Consider the following 13,639-nt stretch of genomic DNA (forward strand, 5'->3'; position numbering starts at 1 on the left):
CCTCCATGAAAAAAAGGAAAGGAGGAGACCGATTTGGGATCTTTCCTCAAGCAATGTTTGCGGATCGTCCTCGTTTTGTTTGGGATCTCGAGCATCGCGTTTTTTCTCATTCATCTATCAGGAGATCCGGTGCTCTTGATGCTGCCGCCCGAAGCGACACAGGAGGAAGTCGATGCGTTTCGCCATCAGATGGGCTTCGACAAACCTTTGTCCGAGCAGTACGTCCAGTTTTTGGCGCAGGCAGTCAAGGGCGATTTCGGTGAGTCGCTCAAATTTCATCAGCCTTCGCTGGATGTCGTGCTGGAGCGCATACCGGCGACGCTGGAGCTTACGCTGTTTGCCACGCTGCTGAGTATTGTGATTGCAATTCCGCTAGGCATTTACTCTGCCGTCAACCGAAACTCCTTATCGGAAAACCTGGTGACCGTGGCTGTCTTTCTGGGGCAGTCCATGCCGATCTTTTGGACGGGCATCATGCTCATGCTCTTGTTTGGAGTAAAGCTGCACTGGCTTCCCGTCTCGGGCAGAGGGAGCTGGGAGCATTTGATCATGCCGGCATTTACGCTCGCCGTCTGGGTGGCGCCGACAACTCTGCGGATCGTCCGCTCGAACATGCTGGAAGTGCTGCAGCAAGATTATATCCGTACGGCTCGGTCCAAGGGCCTCGGAGAAAAAGTGGTCATTTACAAGCACGCCCTGAAAAATGCGGCAATCCCCATCATTACCGTCATCGGGTTTCAGATTGGCAAACTGCTGGGCGGGGCCGTCGTGACAGAAACGGTATTTGCCTGGCCGGGAGTCGGTCAGCTCGTCGTCAAGGCCATTTACACCGCTGACTATCCGCTCGTACAGGCATGCGTCGTTGTCTTGGCCTTGATCGTGGCTGCCATGAATTTCGGGGTCGACTCGATGTATCGCTATCTCAATCCGAAAATCAAATCTGGCTAAGCGAGGTGAGTGTGATGAGCAACGCTGGGGTACAAACCGCTCCCCATCCGGCCGCGGAAACGCCGAGACCGGCCGTGCCCGAATGGAAGCGAAAGGTTCGGAAGTTCGTGAAAAACCCGATTGGCATCATCGGTCTGATCATGCTGGTAGTCATTACCCTGATCTCGATTGCAGCACCGCTATTGACCAGCCATGATCCGATCGAGGTCAATCTGGACAACAAGCTGAAGCCGCCTGCCTGGCAGGAAGGGGGATCGTGGGAACACTGGCTCGGGACGGATGAGGTCGGACGGGACGTTTGGGCCCGTCTCGTGTACGGGTCGCGCGTATCGCTCTCCGTTGGCTTTTTTGCCGTCGTGATTTCCCTGACGATCGGTACGGCGCTGGGGATCCTGGCCGGGTACTTTCGCGGCAAGACGGATTTTGCCATTTCCACTGTCGTCGATATCATGATGGCGTTTCCGTTTATCCTGCTTGCCCTGGCTACGATCGCCGTCATGGGACCGAGCCTCTTGAATATGATATTGGTTTTGGGGCTGACGGACTGGACCCAGTACGCCCGACTGGTGCGTGGGGATGTCATCGGCTTGCGTGAACAGGAATTCATTCAAGCGGGCTACGCCTTGGGCAGCAAGCATTGGCGGATGATCTGGCGGCACCTCTTGCCGAACTGTCTCCCATCCGTCATTGTGCTCGCAACGCTGGCGATGGCGCGGGCCATCCTGATGGAGTCGTCTCTCAGCTTTCTCGGGCTTGGCGTCAGCTCGCCCACACCGAGCTGGGGCTTCATGATGAGCACAGGGCGGCCATACATCGCCACGGCATGGTGGCTGGCGACGCTTCCCGGCATCGCGATTTTGATAACGGTGCTGGGCATCAACCTCGCCGGCGACCGGATCCGGGACATGCTGGATCCGAAGGTTGACTAAATAACGGGATGAAGAAAGGGTGGACCATCTATGAAAGTGGAAAAAATCGTTTTGCGAAAAATGAGAATGAGCTTGAAGTTTCCGTTTACGACGAGCTTTGGCACGCAGCAGGTCCGGGATTTTATTCTGGTGGAGGCACACACCCCCGACCTGGTCGGATACGGGGAATGCGTCGTCTCGGGGCAGCCTTTTTACAGCGAAGAAACCGTCGGTACGGCGTGGCATATGCTCGAGGATTTCCTCGTCCCGAAGATTTTCGAGCAGGGCGACATCGCGCATCCCGATCAAGTGAGCGAGCTGTTCGCCCCGATCCGCCGCAACAACATGGCGAAGTCCGCGCTGGACGCAGCTTACTGGGACTTGTATGCAAAGGAACAGGGAATCCCGCTCGCCAAAGCGCTGGGGGGAACGAAAGACAAGATCGAAGTGGGCGTCAGCTTGGGGATCGAAAAGGACATCAATGATCTCTTCCGCAACGTAGAAAAGCATTTGGAGCTGGGCTATCGCCGGATGAAGATCAAAATTGCCCCGGGCAAGGACGTTCAGGTCATTCGCGCGCTGCGGGAGCGATTCGGCAGCATCCCGATGATGGCGGACGCCAACTCCGCTTATACGCTTGCGGATATCGAAACGCTCCGGCAGCTCGACGAGTTCGATTTGATGATGATCGAGCAGCCGCTTGCGCACGACGACATCATCGACCATGCCACTTTGCAAAAGGCATTGAAAACGCCGATTTGTCTGGACGAGAGCATCCATTCGTACGAGGATGCCCGCAAAGCGATAGAACTGGGAAGCACCCGCATCATCAACATCAAAGTGGGGCGCATCGGCGGATTGTCGGAAACGAAACGGATCCATGATCTGTGCCAGCAGCACGGGATTCCGGTCTGGTGCGGCGGCATGCTGGAATCAGGAATTGGCCGTGCGCACAACGTGGCCGTGACTGCTTTGCCGAACTTCACCCTGCCCGGGGATACAGCGGGATCGTCCCGTTACTGGGAAGAAGACATTATTTCGCCATGGGTGGAGGTCGATGCGGAGGGCATGATCACCGTTCCGGACGCGCCGGGGATCGGTTTTGCCCCTGATCGGGAGAAGATCGAGAAATTTACGACGGCAAGCAAAGTCGTCACGAGAGGGTAGGGCACATGAGCGTACAAGCGGTTTGTGACGATCTGGCGGGGAAACAGAGGGAAATCATCCGGACGTACGAAGAGCTGCACCAGCTGGCAGAGCCGAGCTGGCAGGAAGAAAAGACGTCGGGCTACCTGGCTGCCCGATTGCGGCAAGCGGGACTCGCTGTCCGTACCTATTCCGGCCATTTTGGATTGACCGTAGATATCGCAGGGGAGGAAGAGGGGATCGTCGGCCTGCGTGCCGACATGGACGCCCTGGTGCAGGAGGTGAACGGACAGGTGCAGCCCAATCATTCCTGCGGCCACGACGGGCACAGTACGATGGTTCTCTATGCGGCACTGGCTATAGCGTCTGCGGGCATTCGACCGAAAAAGACCATCCGCTTTCTCTTTCAGCCAGCGGAGGAAAAAGTGGGCGGAGCCTTGCAGATGATGAAAGACGGTGCGCTGGACGGGGTCAACGTCCTGTTCGGTGTCCACCTCCGCCCGATCATGGAGCTCGAAAACGGAACGGCAGCCCCTGCCATTCTGCACGGGGCAAGCGCATCGGTTCACGGGACGATCTTTGGCCTGCAGGCGCATGCGTCACGCCCCGAGCGCGGCAAAAACGTCATCGAGACCGCAGCCTTGCTGGTACAAGTGCTGCAAAATGTCCGCTTGAAAGAGGGCTGCCCCTTTTCCGTGAAAATGACGCAATTTACAGCGGGCGGCGAGACGTCCAATGTCATTCCCGACCGGGCGACGTTCAAACTGGATGTGCGGGCCCAGACCAACGAGGGGATGGATGAGCTGCTGGAAAAGCTGAAACATCTCTTCTACCATGTAGGCAGCTTGACGGAATCGCGAATCGAGTGGAGCCTTCCGGGAGGAGTGCCGGCAGCGACTTTCAATGATGACGCGGCAAAGATCATGCGCGATGCGATCAGCCGCGTGCTGGGCGCCGAGAATGTAGCCTCGCCCTGCATCTCTCCGGGAGGGGAAGACTTCCACTTTTACACGAAGCAGAAGCCGGAAATGGCCGGGACCATGCTTGGATTGGGCTGCGGACTTTACCCGGGACTGCATCATCCGGAAATGAAGTTCGACAAAACGGCCTTGACAGCAGGCGCACAAATATTGGCGACGGCTGTATTGCTGGCCGCTGGCGAAGAGGAGGGGTAAGATGCAGACGATCCTCCAGGTAGAGAATTTGCACATTTCCTTTCGCGGGGAAGAAGGAGACATTCATCCGGTCAGCGGCATTGATTTTCGGGTGCATGCCGGTGAGACGCTGGGCATCGTCGGGGAGTCGGGCTGCGGAAAGAGCGTCACCTCCCTGGCGATCATGGGGCTGCTGCCGAAGGGAATCGGGCGAGTCAGCGAAGGGCGAATCGTGTTTCAGGAGCAAATTTTGACGGACATGAAGCAAACCGACCTGCAAAAAATCCGCGGCAACGAGATCGCGATGATCTTTCAGGAGCCGATGACCTCGCTGAATCCGGTGTATACGGTGGGAGAACAGCTGGGGGAGCAGATCCGGCTGCATCTCGGACTGGGCAAACGGGAAGCGCGGGAAAAGGCGGCCGAGATGCTCAGAATGGTAGGGATTCCACGGGCGGAGGAGATTATCAGGGAATACCCCCATCAATTGTCCGGCGGGATGCGGCAGCGGGTCATGATCGCTATGGCGATGTCATGCGATCCGAAGCTGCTGATCGCGGACGAACCGACGACAGCGCTGGACGTGACGATTCAGGCGCAAATTTTGGACTTGATGAGGGAACTAAAGGAAAAGAAAGACACCTCGATCGTTTTTATCACGCACGATTTGGGAGTCGTAGCGGAGATGTGCGACAGGGTCGTCGTCATGTACGCGGGACAGGTAATCGAAGAAGCTCCTGTGCGAGAGCTGTTCCAGAATCCGCAGCATCCGTACACGAAGGGCTTGATGGCTTCCATTCCCTCCCTCGATCAACAGAAGCGGAGGCTAAGCTCCATTCGCGGGACGGTTCCCCATCCATCCGCGATGCCGAGCGGATGCCGCTTCGCTCCTCGCTGCGACTTTGCTGAGCAGGTGTGCCGGGAAAATCCGCCGCTCCGAAGCATTGGATCCGAGCACAAATGCCGCTGCTGGCTTGCAGAGAAAGGAGGGGAGGAGCATGGAGCAGGCATTGCTGGAAGTGCGTGACTTAAAAAAATACTTTCCCGTGAAAGGAAAATGGTTTCAGCCGACGACGCACGTCAAGGCAGTGGACGGCGTATCGTTTGCGATCCGAAAGGGAGAGACAGTGGGTCTGGTCGGAGAGAGCGGCTGCGGGAAGTCGACGACCGGACGGGCGCTGCTGCACCTCGTCCAACCGACGGGAGGCGATGTCATTTACAAGGATAAAAATTTGACGAAGCTTTCCACAAGCGAGCTGCGTGTTCTCCGCAGGGAGCTGCAGATTGTCTTCCAGGATCCGTACGCCTCTCTCGATCCTCGGATGAAGATCCGCGATGTCCTGCTGGAACCGTTGGAGATCCACGGCATCGGGAGCCGGCAGGAACGGCTGAAAAATGTGGACGAGATCCTGGAAATTGTCGGGTTGGGCGGACATTATGCCAATCGCTATCCGCACGAGTTCAGTGGTGGACAGCGGCAGCGCATCGGCATCGCGCGTTCGCTGATTTTGCGACCGTCCCTGATTGTTGCCGACGAGCCTGTATCGGCGCTTGACGTTTCCATTCAGTCCCAGATTCTCAATTTGCTGCAGGATTTGCAGGAGCAGTTTGATCTGACCTATCTGTTCATTTCGCATGATTTAAGCGTCGTGAAGCACATCAGCGATCGGGTCGGCGTCATGTATCTGGGGCGGTTGGTTGAGCTTGCTCCAAAGGAGGAGCTGTATGCCGCGCCGGCGCATCCGTACACCCAAGCCTTGCTTTCGGCAGCACCGGTAGCGAATCCGGATGCCAAACCGCAGAGAATCATCCTGAGGGGAGATGTGCCGAGTCCGGCGAATCCGCCAAGCGGCTGCGCCTTCCACACGCGGTGTCCACATGCGATGGAAGTATGCAAAACGGCGCGGCCGCAGCTGGCACCCGTCGTTGGCCAACAACATTGGGTCGCCTGCCATCTGCATGCTGAGTGAGCGGTTATCCTCTGGAGCGGGACCATGCCGCCCGATAAAAAGAAAAGGACCAACAGCCGAAATGAACGGTATACCATCGTTCTTTTCGGCCGTTTTTTTTGCAGGATAACCAGTAAAGAAAGGCGGTAAATCAAGAACGAGAAAAGTGAATAACAAATCAATTCAGAAAATTATTGTATACAATAAGCCAAAGCTCTATTTTTGCGTGGGACTTTGTGCTACAATTTTTTTGGACGGACCTAACTTCAAAGAGCAGGGGGGAAGCGGATGATCACTTTATCGCACGTGGTGTACGCAATCGTAACAGTCTCGATCATTATCGTGATGCTACTAAGGCGTGGCGTCGTCATTCCGTCGTTGATCGGCACGTTTTTGGTGGGCTGGATGTACAAAGGGGATGTGATCAGCGGGTTTCAGGCCGTGTACAATGCGAATCTGACGGCGGCCAAGGAGCTGTTCACCATCTTTCTGATCATTACCTTCATGGTGGCGCTCTTGGCTTCGCTGCGGGACATCGGGGCGGACCGCAGAATGATCCGGCCGATCCAAAAGCTGATGATCAACGGGCACGTGGCCTTTTTTGTCCTGGCCGCTGTCACGTATGTGATCTCCTTGTTCTTTTGGCCGACTCCGGCCGTTCCTCTCATCGGGGCGCTCCTGTTCCCGGCAGCCTTTCGCGTCGGACTCCCACCGATGGCGGCCGCGATGGCCGTGGCGATGGCTGGACAAGGCATGGCGCTGTCCTCCGACTATATCATGCAGGTCGCTCCCATGCTGAGTGCAAAAGGAGCAGGGGTATCGACTTCGATGGTCGCGGAAAAGGCAATGGTGCTGTCGCTCATCACCGGGGGAGTGTCCATCGCGACTGCCTACCTCATGCACCGCAAGGCCATTCGCAAGTCCGATTCGCGCTTTACCCTGCACGCAGGCGGAAATCGCCAGACGCTGGACGAATCTCCGGAGTTTGCACAGGCGGCGGCCGCAGTGGAGACGTTGCCGCCGAATATTCTGAAATGGTCCAAAATTTTCTCTGTTCTGGTACCTTTGTCAATGCTGGCGGTCATGGTCGTGATGGCGGCAAGCAAATTCGGGGGATCGGGCATGGGGGGATTTGAGGGAGGCGACGGAGCTGCTTTCATAGGCGGCGTGGCCGTGATCCTGCTGATCCTGTCCTGTACGGTGTTCTCCAAGATCGGTGCCTTGGACAAGATCAGCGAACACCTGACCGAAGGCTTCGTCTTTGCCTTCAAAGCGATGGGGCCGGTGATTCCGATCGCAGGGTTCTTTTTCTTGGGGAACGCGGATTTTTCGAAAAGCATTTTGTCGCTGGGCGACAGCGCGGCAGCGCCCGCCATTTTGTACGACCTGGTCATGTCCGTGCAATACGCGATTCCGGCCAACGGATTTTTGACTTCGTTTGGGATCCTGGCGATCGGGATCATTGCGGGCTTGGAAGGCTCGGGATTCTCGGGGCTGCCGCTGACCGGCTCTCTCTCGGGAGCGCTGGGACCCACCGTGGGCATCGATCCCTCGACGCTGGCGGCTATCGGGCAGATGGGGTCGGTTTGGTCCGGAGGGGGCACGCTGATCGCCTGGTCCTCGCTGGTGGCAGTCGCCGGCTTTGCCGGAGTGTCGGTCATCGAGCTGGCGCGCAAAAACTTCATCCCTGTCGTCCTGGGACTGTCCATCGCGACCGTCGCTGCCCTGTTTATCTGGTAGCCTGCGAGTTGCTATCCCTGGGCAGCGCTTGTTCGTCTGCGAGCTGCGGCACGATGGCTTGCGCGACTCGCTCCAGGATACGGGCGATGACGCCGGCCATCTCCTGGACGAAGGTGAGGCTCGTGTGCTCCAGAACCTTGTGGTTGAGCGGACCGTAGTTGTTGATGATCCCCTTGATATGGATGTGGCCGATGGGAGGCAGCTGTTTGTCCAGGCTGACTCCCGGCTGCAATGGCTCTTCCACGACCTGAAGCGTGCCGATTTTGTAAAATTGCCCGAGGCAGGCATCGACGGCGATCACGTAGGCCCGGCCGTGCTTCTGGGAGATCAAGGAGAGCGTCTTTTGCAAATTCAGGGCATGCACCGGGTTCTCCAGCGTCCCGTATATGTGCACGCGGCGCTGTCCTTTCAGCTTTTCCAGCAGCTGGCTGCCGACGATCGGCCCCAGGGAATCGCCGGTATAGCGGTTCGTCCCGATGCAAACCACGACGATCTCGGTATAGTCGGGATGGGCTGTGTAATGTTGGATTAGTGCATCAGCCAAATAAGCCACCGATTTTTTCTCTAGGTAGTGGCAGTAATGCAGCATGCAATTCACCTGCTTTCTTCCTACCGTTATTGTAAACGATCGGAATTGAATCGAGAAACTTGAAAAAGGGAAAGTGTTTGTCATTTTCAACACTTTCTACGGTATACAATATACCATAATTCGTAATCGAAAGGTTGTGGCTGCATGAGTACGGGGAATGCCTATCTGCTGACGCAAATGACGTGGCCGGAGGTGCAGGAGGCGCTGCGAACTGTAAAGATCGCGGTGATCCCGTTGGGCGCGCACGAACAGCACGGTCCGCATATGGCGGAAAGCTGCGATGCTGTACTGGCCGAAGAGATGGGAAAACGGCTGACGGAAAAGCTGTATCCGGAAGCGATCATGACTCCTACGATCAATATGGGCGTGTCGCCGCATCATTTGCATTTTCCCGGGACGATTTCGCTGGAGCCGACGACCGTCATCGCCATTTTGCGCGACATGATGAAATCGCTTAAGCAGCACGGCATCCGGCAGTTTCTGATCTTGAACGCCCACGGGGGCAATCAGGCTACGCTCGGAGTGGCGACAGAGATGCTTACCCGGGAGCTCGATGTCACGATCTACTATACGAAAACGACCGCCTCCGCCAAGGATGTCATGGATCGGCGGCTCACGTCAAAGCTGTACGGCCATAGCTGCGACCGGGAAGTGTCGGAAGCGCTGTATTTGGCTCCTCAGCTCGTGCGCAAGGATCGGCTGGAGGCGGCCGACTATCAGGAAGGCCGGTGGAGGAAGCTGCGCCCAGGCAACCCGCTGCAAGGCTTTTACTATTATGAAGAAATGACGCGCAATGGATGTATCGGCGATGCGACCCAGGCGAGCTACGAGATCGGACGGGAGATTGTGGAGACTGCTTTGGAGCGTTTGGCTCATGCCGTCAAAGAACTGCTGTAGCGCAGGTCCGTATGTCTTCCTGGCAGCCATCGCCGCTTACCTTCTGTCCGCCTTTTATTCGTCTGCGCTTTTGCACGGGATCGTATCGGTACTCAGCATCCTGATCGTGATCACCGCATTTCGCTATGTCCCTCGCTTCGTTCAAGGAATCAGTGTCTTGTTTTTGCTTGTCGGAGCGTGCCTGCTTTTTGCCAGTGGCGCTCCATGGAGTTCTTTTGTGACTAGCTTCGGCAACATGCTGAATATTTTAAGCCTGTTCGCTCTCATCCCGTTCATCGCTCTGCCGATTGAGCTGGGCCACTATGCAGGCAGGATCCGGCAGATGATTCAGCAAAGCATCGAGAGATCCGGCCTGCTTTACGCGATGACCGCAAGTCTGTCGTATGTGCTCAGCTCGTTTATGAACATCGCGACGCTGCCGATGGTGTACCATGCGATCCGCCCATCGCTGGAGCTGTTTCCGATCGAGCAAAAGGAGAGGTTCATCAGCCGAGCGATCACGCACGGGTACAGCATGCCGATCGTATGGACGCCGGTCGCCCCGATCGTGGGCATCATTGTGGAGATGACGGGGGTGCGGTGGAGCGCGATCCTGCCGATCATGGTCCCGTTTAGCCTGCTAGGCCTGGCCGTAGATGGGGTCATGGGACGGTGGATCGCCAGCCGCAGGCGCAAGCAGCTGGATTCGGTGACGGTCAGCGAGCTGGCGGCGGCCAGGCAAAATGTCGTACCGGATGGGACAGAGCAGGCAGCGAGGCACCCGGCGCATATTCTGGCGGCGATTCTCGTTTTTACCGGCATGATCGCCCTGGCGGAGACGGTTACGCATGCCAGCTTTTTGCTGCTGGTCACGGTGGCGGTCTTTCCGTTTGCCTTCGTTTGGTCGGTCCTGATTGGAGCGGGGCGCCAGTTCTTGCAGCGAAGCAAGGAAGTGCTGCCGGTACAGCTCCTCAAGATGAAAGACCAGTTCGTCGTGTTTTTGAGCGCCGGATTCATGATATCCACGATGCAGACGTCGGGCGCCGGACATGTCATCAACGGCTGGATCCTGGCGGCGAAAAATGCGATGGGCGCCGAGCTGTTCCTGCTTTTGATCCCGTTGATTCCGCTTGCTCTTGCTTTCGTAGGGCTGCATCCGGCGGTGGGGCTGGCTCTGACTGCTGAATCCCTCAATCCGGCTGCATTGGGAATTCCGGCTGAGCTGATCGCGATCGCGATGCTCACGGGCGCGGCTACCGCTTTTCTGATGGGGCCCTACAATGCGACGGCTGGGATGATGGCGCATCTGACCGGGCAGAGCTCCATTCGCATTTCGAACTGGAATGCGCCGTTTACGCTGGTCTATCTGGTATTGTCGATGATTTTGCTTATTATTCTGAAAAAAACGAGTTGACAGACGAGCCCAGATCCGCAATAATGAGTTCATAAGATTTTGGTATACAATATACAATACACAACAAACCAACGAATGGACCCACCTTACCTAACCATTTGAGAGGAGTGCTTGGAAATGGCAGAAACGTTGACGAAACCCACATTGATGAGCAAAGAAGAATTCCGTCACGCACTGGAGCAAGCGATTGAAGGAAATGCGGTTGCAAAAGCGCCTTTCACGACCATGTGGGCAAACGGGGAATTGAAAAAGGAACACTTTGCTGCCTGGGTCGAACAGCATTACGCGTACGTCGGACCCTTTGCAGAATATCTCGCCTACATTTACGCGAACTGCCCGCATGAAGACGCCAGAGACTTCCTGCTGCAAAACATGTGGGAGGAAGAGCTGGGGGGCGACCGCCACACCGACTTGCTCATCCGCTTCGGCGAAGCCTGCGGCACGACCCGCGAGCGCATCGAATCGATGCAGCACCTCCTGCCGGAGACGATCGGCCTGCAGTCGTGGTGCTACCGGATGGCGTTCCGGGAAAACTTCCTGTTCGCCACGGCGGCGCTGGTCGTCGGTCTGGAATCCCAAGTGCCGGCGATCTATCGCAGACAGACCCCGACTCTCCGCGAGAAATACGGCTTCACTGACGAGGAAGTGGAATTTTTCGACCTGCACATCGTCTCCGATGAAATTCACGGCGAACGCGGCTACCAGATCGTTCTGGAATACGCAAGAACGCCGGAAGATCAGCAGCGCTGCATCGAAATCGTGAAGGAAGCGACGAAAATGCGCAGGATGTACATCGCGGCGATCTCTCGCGAATTTTGTCTGGAATAGTCCGGATGGCATCGCCACAAATACCCGAGATGACTATCTTCTCGGGTATTGTGCTACAACCGGCAGGCAACAGGTAAGCACCCCGAGTTACACGAGGGAAAGGGGATACTCATGGCAATCGAAACGACTGTACAGACTTTCCAAAACCTGATCGACGGGGAGTGGGTGGAAGCGGCTAGCAAGGCCACCTTCGAGAGCATCAATCCGGCAAACGTCTCCGATATTGTCGGACGCTTCCCGGCTTCGGAGGAAGCAGACGTGGTCAAGGCGATCGAGGCGGCACAGCGGGCTTTCCAGACGTGGCGCGACACAGCGCCGAGCAAGCGGGCCGAAATCTTGTACAAGGCAGCAGACTTGCTGGAGGCGGGGCTGGAGAGCTACGCGATGGAGCTTACCCGCGAAGAAGGAAAGACGCTGGCAAGCAGCCGGATGGAGATCAAACGCTCCGCGCAGACGCTGCGCTACTACGCCTTCGAAGGATTGAACATTTCCGGGGAAACGCTCCCTTCCGACGACCCGACTATTTCCATCTCCACCAAAAAAGAGCCACTCGGCGTCGTAACCGTCATCACGCCATGGAATTTTCCGATTTCCATTCCGGCCAGAAAAATTGCACCGGCACTGGCGGCTGGCAACACGGTCGTCTTCAAGCCCGCTTCCGATACGCCGCTGATCGCCCTGCGCCTCGTTCAGGCGCTGCACGAAGCCGGACTTCCGGCAGGCGTGATCAACTTCGTCACCGGCTCCGCCTCCCGGACGGGAAATGCGCTCGTCACGCATCCGTCAGTCAAGGCGGTGACATTCACCGGCTCCACTCGTGCAGGGGAGACGATTCAGCGGTCCGTGCGGCTTTCCACACGCGTCCAGCTCGAGCTCGGAGGGAAAAATCCGCTGCTCGTGATGGAAGATGCAGACGTCGAACAGGCGGCCGAGCTGGCGATCAAGGGCGGCTTCGAGCTGACGGGCCAGGCTTGCACAGGAACGAGCCGGGTCATCGTCATGGATGGCCTGCATGATCGCTTCGTCCGCGCTCTGGTCGAAAAAACCGGCAAGCTCACGATCGGAAACGGATGCCGGCAGGGTGTGGATATCGGGCCGCTGGCCAATGCCAGCCAGCTGAAAAACGTGCTCGAGTACATGGAGATCGGCAAGGCGGAAGGGGCAGAGCTCGTCTACGGCGGCGAGCACTTGACGGAAGGCGAGTACGCGGACGGTTATTTTGTCCGGCCTGCGGTATTCACGAATGTGACCCCTTCGATGCGGATCGCGCAGGAGGAAATTTTCGGCCCGGTCATCGCCGTCATCCGCGTGAGCTCCTTCGAGGAGGCGATGCGTGTCGCCAATGACGTCGAGTATGGACTGTCGGCAGCCATCTGCACGCAGGATCCCGTCCGGATTCATCACTTTGTCAACCAAATTCAGGCGGGTGTAGTAAAAGTGAACCGGCCGACTACCGGCAATGCTCCGCAGGTGCCGTTCGGCGGAGTGAAAATGTCCAGTACGGCGACATACCGCGAGTCCGGCAGGGGCGCGCTGGAGTTTTATACGCAAATCAAAAGCGTGTATCACGGGGTGTAGACATGCACGCAAGCATGGGAGGCAAGATTGGGATGAAATCGGTCATAAAGCTGGAGCTGCAGGAAGCGAAAGTCATGATTGAGGCCGCCAAACAGGCAGCCGAAGAGGCAGGTGCGCTGGAATCGATCTGCATCGTGGACGACGGGGGCTACGTAATCGCCCTGGAGCGCATGGACGGGGGACGGATCACGGGGCCGGAGATTGCCATCGCCAAAGCGTTTACGGCGAGCGGCCACAAGCGTTCCACCCACCTGTTCAACCAGCCGGGCGGTCCGGCGACCACCACGGGGGAAGCATTTGGCATCCACGCCATGCTCCCGGGCAAATTCGCGATCTTCGTGGGGGGCTTCCCCGTCGTCGTAAACGGCCAAGTCGTGGGCGGCGTGGGGGTCAGCGGCGGAAACGGGGAGCAGGACACGGCTGTCGGCACCGCGGCGCTCCGGGCTTTGCAGGAGTATCTCGGCTCTGACTACGAAGTGATGACCCAGGCGGACATCAAAAAGTAAAGA

General features: G+C 57.3%; 13 protein-coding genes. 12 read left to right on the forward strand and 1 reads right to left on the reverse strand.

Translation table 11 applies throughout. The annotated features are described in order from the left end of the window. The first annotated feature begins 33 nt into the window (after positions 1-33). The 7 genes from RGB73_RS06805 to RGB73_RS06835 all read left to right on the forward strand — a co-directional run bounded on the left by RGB73_RS06805 (position 34) and on the right by RGB73_RS06835 (position 7,845). Positions 34-948: an ABC transporter permease gene (locus RGB73_RS06805; RefSeq protein WP_310770322.1), complete on the forward strand. Its 915-nt coding sequence runs from the start codon at positions 34-36 to the stop codon at positions 946-948. 14 nt (positions 949-962) lie between these two features. Beyond that, the gene (locus tag RGB73_RS06810; protein WP_310770324.1) at positions 963-1,877 is read left to right on the forward strand and encodes an ABC transporter permease; all 915 of its coding nucleotides are present in this window, start codon (positions 963-965) and stop codon (positions 1,875-1,877) included. A 30-nt stretch (positions 1,878-1,907) separates the two neighbouring features. Beyond that, positions 1,908-3,023 carry an o-succinylbenzoate synthase gene (gene menC / locus RGB73_RS06815; protein WP_310770326.1) on the forward strand — a complete coding sequence of 372 codons (1,116 nt, stop codon included), beginning with the start codon at positions 1,908-1,910 and terminating at the stop codon, positions 3,021-3,023. A 5-nt stretch (positions 3,024-3,028) separates the two neighbouring features. Next, on the forward strand, positions 3,029-4,177 hold the full coding sequence (locus tag RGB73_RS06820; RefSeq protein ID WP_310770327.1) for a M20 peptidase aminoacylase family protein: 1,149 nt from the start codon (positions 3,029-3,031) through the stop codon (positions 4,175-4,177). A gap of 1 nt (position 4,178) precedes the next feature. After that, complete coding sequence (locus RGB73_RS06825) at positions 4,179-5,183, forward strand: ABC transporter ATP-binding protein (RefSeq protein ID WP_310770329.1); 1,005 nt, start codon at positions 4,179-4,181, stop codon at positions 5,181-5,183. Further along, a complete protein-coding gene (locus RGB73_RS06830) occupies positions 5,155-6,126 on the forward strand; it encodes an ABC transporter ATP-binding protein (RefSeq protein WP_310770331.1) in 972 nt (323 codons plus the stop codon). The genes RGB73_RS06825 and RGB73_RS06830 overlap by 29 nt, the downstream gene beginning before the upstream one ends. A 267-nt stretch (positions 6,127-6,393) precedes the next feature. Further along, complete coding sequence (locus tag RGB73_RS06835; protein ID WP_310770333.1) at positions 6,394-7,845, forward strand: hypothetical protein; 1,452 nt, start codon at positions 6,394-6,396, stop codon at positions 7,843-7,845. Here RGB73_RS06835 and yyaC read toward each other — a convergent pair. Next, entirely contained in the window at positions 7,835-8,434 is a 600-nt protein-coding gene (yyaC, locus tag RGB73_RS06840) for a spore protease YyaC (protein ID WP_310774171.1), read from the reverse strand. The two genes, RGB73_RS06835 and yyaC, sit on opposite strands and share 11 nt — an antisense overlap. A 144-nt stretch (positions 8,435-8,578) precedes the next feature. On the opposite strand from yyaC, the gene RGB73_RS06845 reads away from it, so the two are divergent. The 5 genes from RGB73_RS06845 to RGB73_RS06865 all read left to right on the forward strand — a co-directional run bounded on the left by RGB73_RS06845 (position 8,579) and on the right by RGB73_RS06865 (position 13,636). Beyond that, entirely contained in the window at positions 8,579-9,331 is a 753-nt protein-coding gene (locus RGB73_RS06845; RefSeq protein WP_310770335.1) for a creatininase family protein, read from the forward strand. Continuing rightward, positions 9,309-10,724: a hypothetical protein gene (locus tag RGB73_RS06850; RefSeq protein ID WP_310770337.1), complete on the forward strand. Its 1,416-nt coding sequence runs from the start codon at positions 9,309-9,311 to the stop codon at positions 10,722-10,724. Before RGB73_RS06845 ends, RGB73_RS06850 begins: the two co-directional genes overlap by 23 nt. A gap of 117 nt (positions 10,725-10,841) precedes the next feature. Then, the gene (locus RGB73_RS06855; RefSeq protein ID WP_310770339.1) at positions 10,842-11,552 is read left to right on the forward strand and encodes an iron-containing redox enzyme family protein; all 711 of its coding nucleotides are present in this window, start codon (positions 10,842-10,844) and stop codon (positions 11,550-11,552) included. Between the two features lie 111 nt (positions 11,553-11,663). Continuing rightward, positions 11,664-13,130 (forward strand): aldehyde dehydrogenase family protein, encoded by a 1,467-nt coding sequence (locus RGB73_RS06860; protein WP_310770341.1) that lies wholly within the window; start codon positions 11,664-11,666, stop codon positions 13,128-13,130. A 32-nt stretch (positions 13,131-13,162) separates the two neighbouring features. Continuing rightward, positions 13,163-13,636, forward strand: a complete 474-nt coding sequence (locus RGB73_RS06865; RefSeq protein ID WP_310770343.1) for a GlcG/HbpS family heme-binding protein — start codon at positions 13,163-13,165, stop codon at positions 13,634-13,636. Positions 13,637-13,639: the final 3 nt, after the last annotated feature.

It is taken from the genome of Brevibacillus brevis, assembly GCF_031583145.1.
Lineage (GTDB): Bacteria > Bacillota > Bacilli > Brevibacillales > Brevibacillaceae > Brevibacillus > Brevibacillus brevis_E.

What these genes read in the sequence shown, in the direction of transcription:
- RGB73_RS06810 (WP_310770324.1), top strand. Translation starts at nt 963, where the DNA reads ATGAGCAACGCTGGGGTACAAACCGCTCCCCATCCGGCCGCGGAAACG.
- menC (WP_310770326.1), top strand. Translation starts at nt 1,908, where the DNA reads ATGAAAGTGGAAAAAATCGTTTTGCGAAAAATGAGAATGAGCTTGAAG.
- RGB73_RS06820 (WP_310770327.1), top strand. Translation starts at nt 3,029, where the DNA reads ATGAGCGTACAAGCGGTTTGTGACGATCTGGCGGGGAAACAGAGGGAA.
- RGB73_RS06825 (WP_310770329.1), top strand. Translation starts at nt 4,179, where the DNA reads ATGCAGACGATCCTCCAGGTAGAGAATTTGCACATTTCCTTTCGCGGG.
- RGB73_RS06830 (WP_310770331.1), top strand. Translation starts at nt 5,155, where the DNA reads ATGGAGCAGGCATTGCTGGAAGTGCGTGACTTAAAAAAATACTTTCCC.
- RGB73_RS06835 (WP_310770333.1), top strand. Translation starts at nt 6,394, where the DNA reads ATGATCACTTTATCGCACGTGGTGTACGCAATCGTAACAGTCTCGATC.
- yyaC (WP_310774171.1), bottom strand. Translation starts at nt 8,434, where the DNA reads ATGCTGCATTACTGCCACTACCTAGAGAAAAAATCGGTGGCTTATTTG.
- RGB73_RS06845 (WP_310770335.1), top strand. Translation starts at nt 8,579, where the DNA reads ATGAGTACGGGGAATGCCTATCTGCTGACGCAAATGACGTGGCCGGAG.
- RGB73_RS06850 (WP_310770337.1), top strand. Translation starts at nt 9,309, where the DNA reads ATGCCGTCAAAGAACTGCTGTAGCGCAGGTCCGTATGTCTTCCTGGCA.
- RGB73_RS06855 (WP_310770339.1), top strand. Translation starts at nt 10,842, where the DNA reads ATGGCAGAAACGTTGACGAAACCCACATTGATGAGCAAAGAAGAATTC.
- RGB73_RS06860 (WP_310770341.1), top strand. Translation starts at nt 11,664, where the DNA reads ATGGCAATCGAAACGACTGTACAGACTTTCCAAAACCTGATCGACGGG.
- RGB73_RS06865 (WP_310770343.1), top strand. Translation starts at nt 13,163, where the DNA reads ATGAAATCGGTCATAAAGCTGGAGCTGCAGGAAGCGAAAGTCATGATT.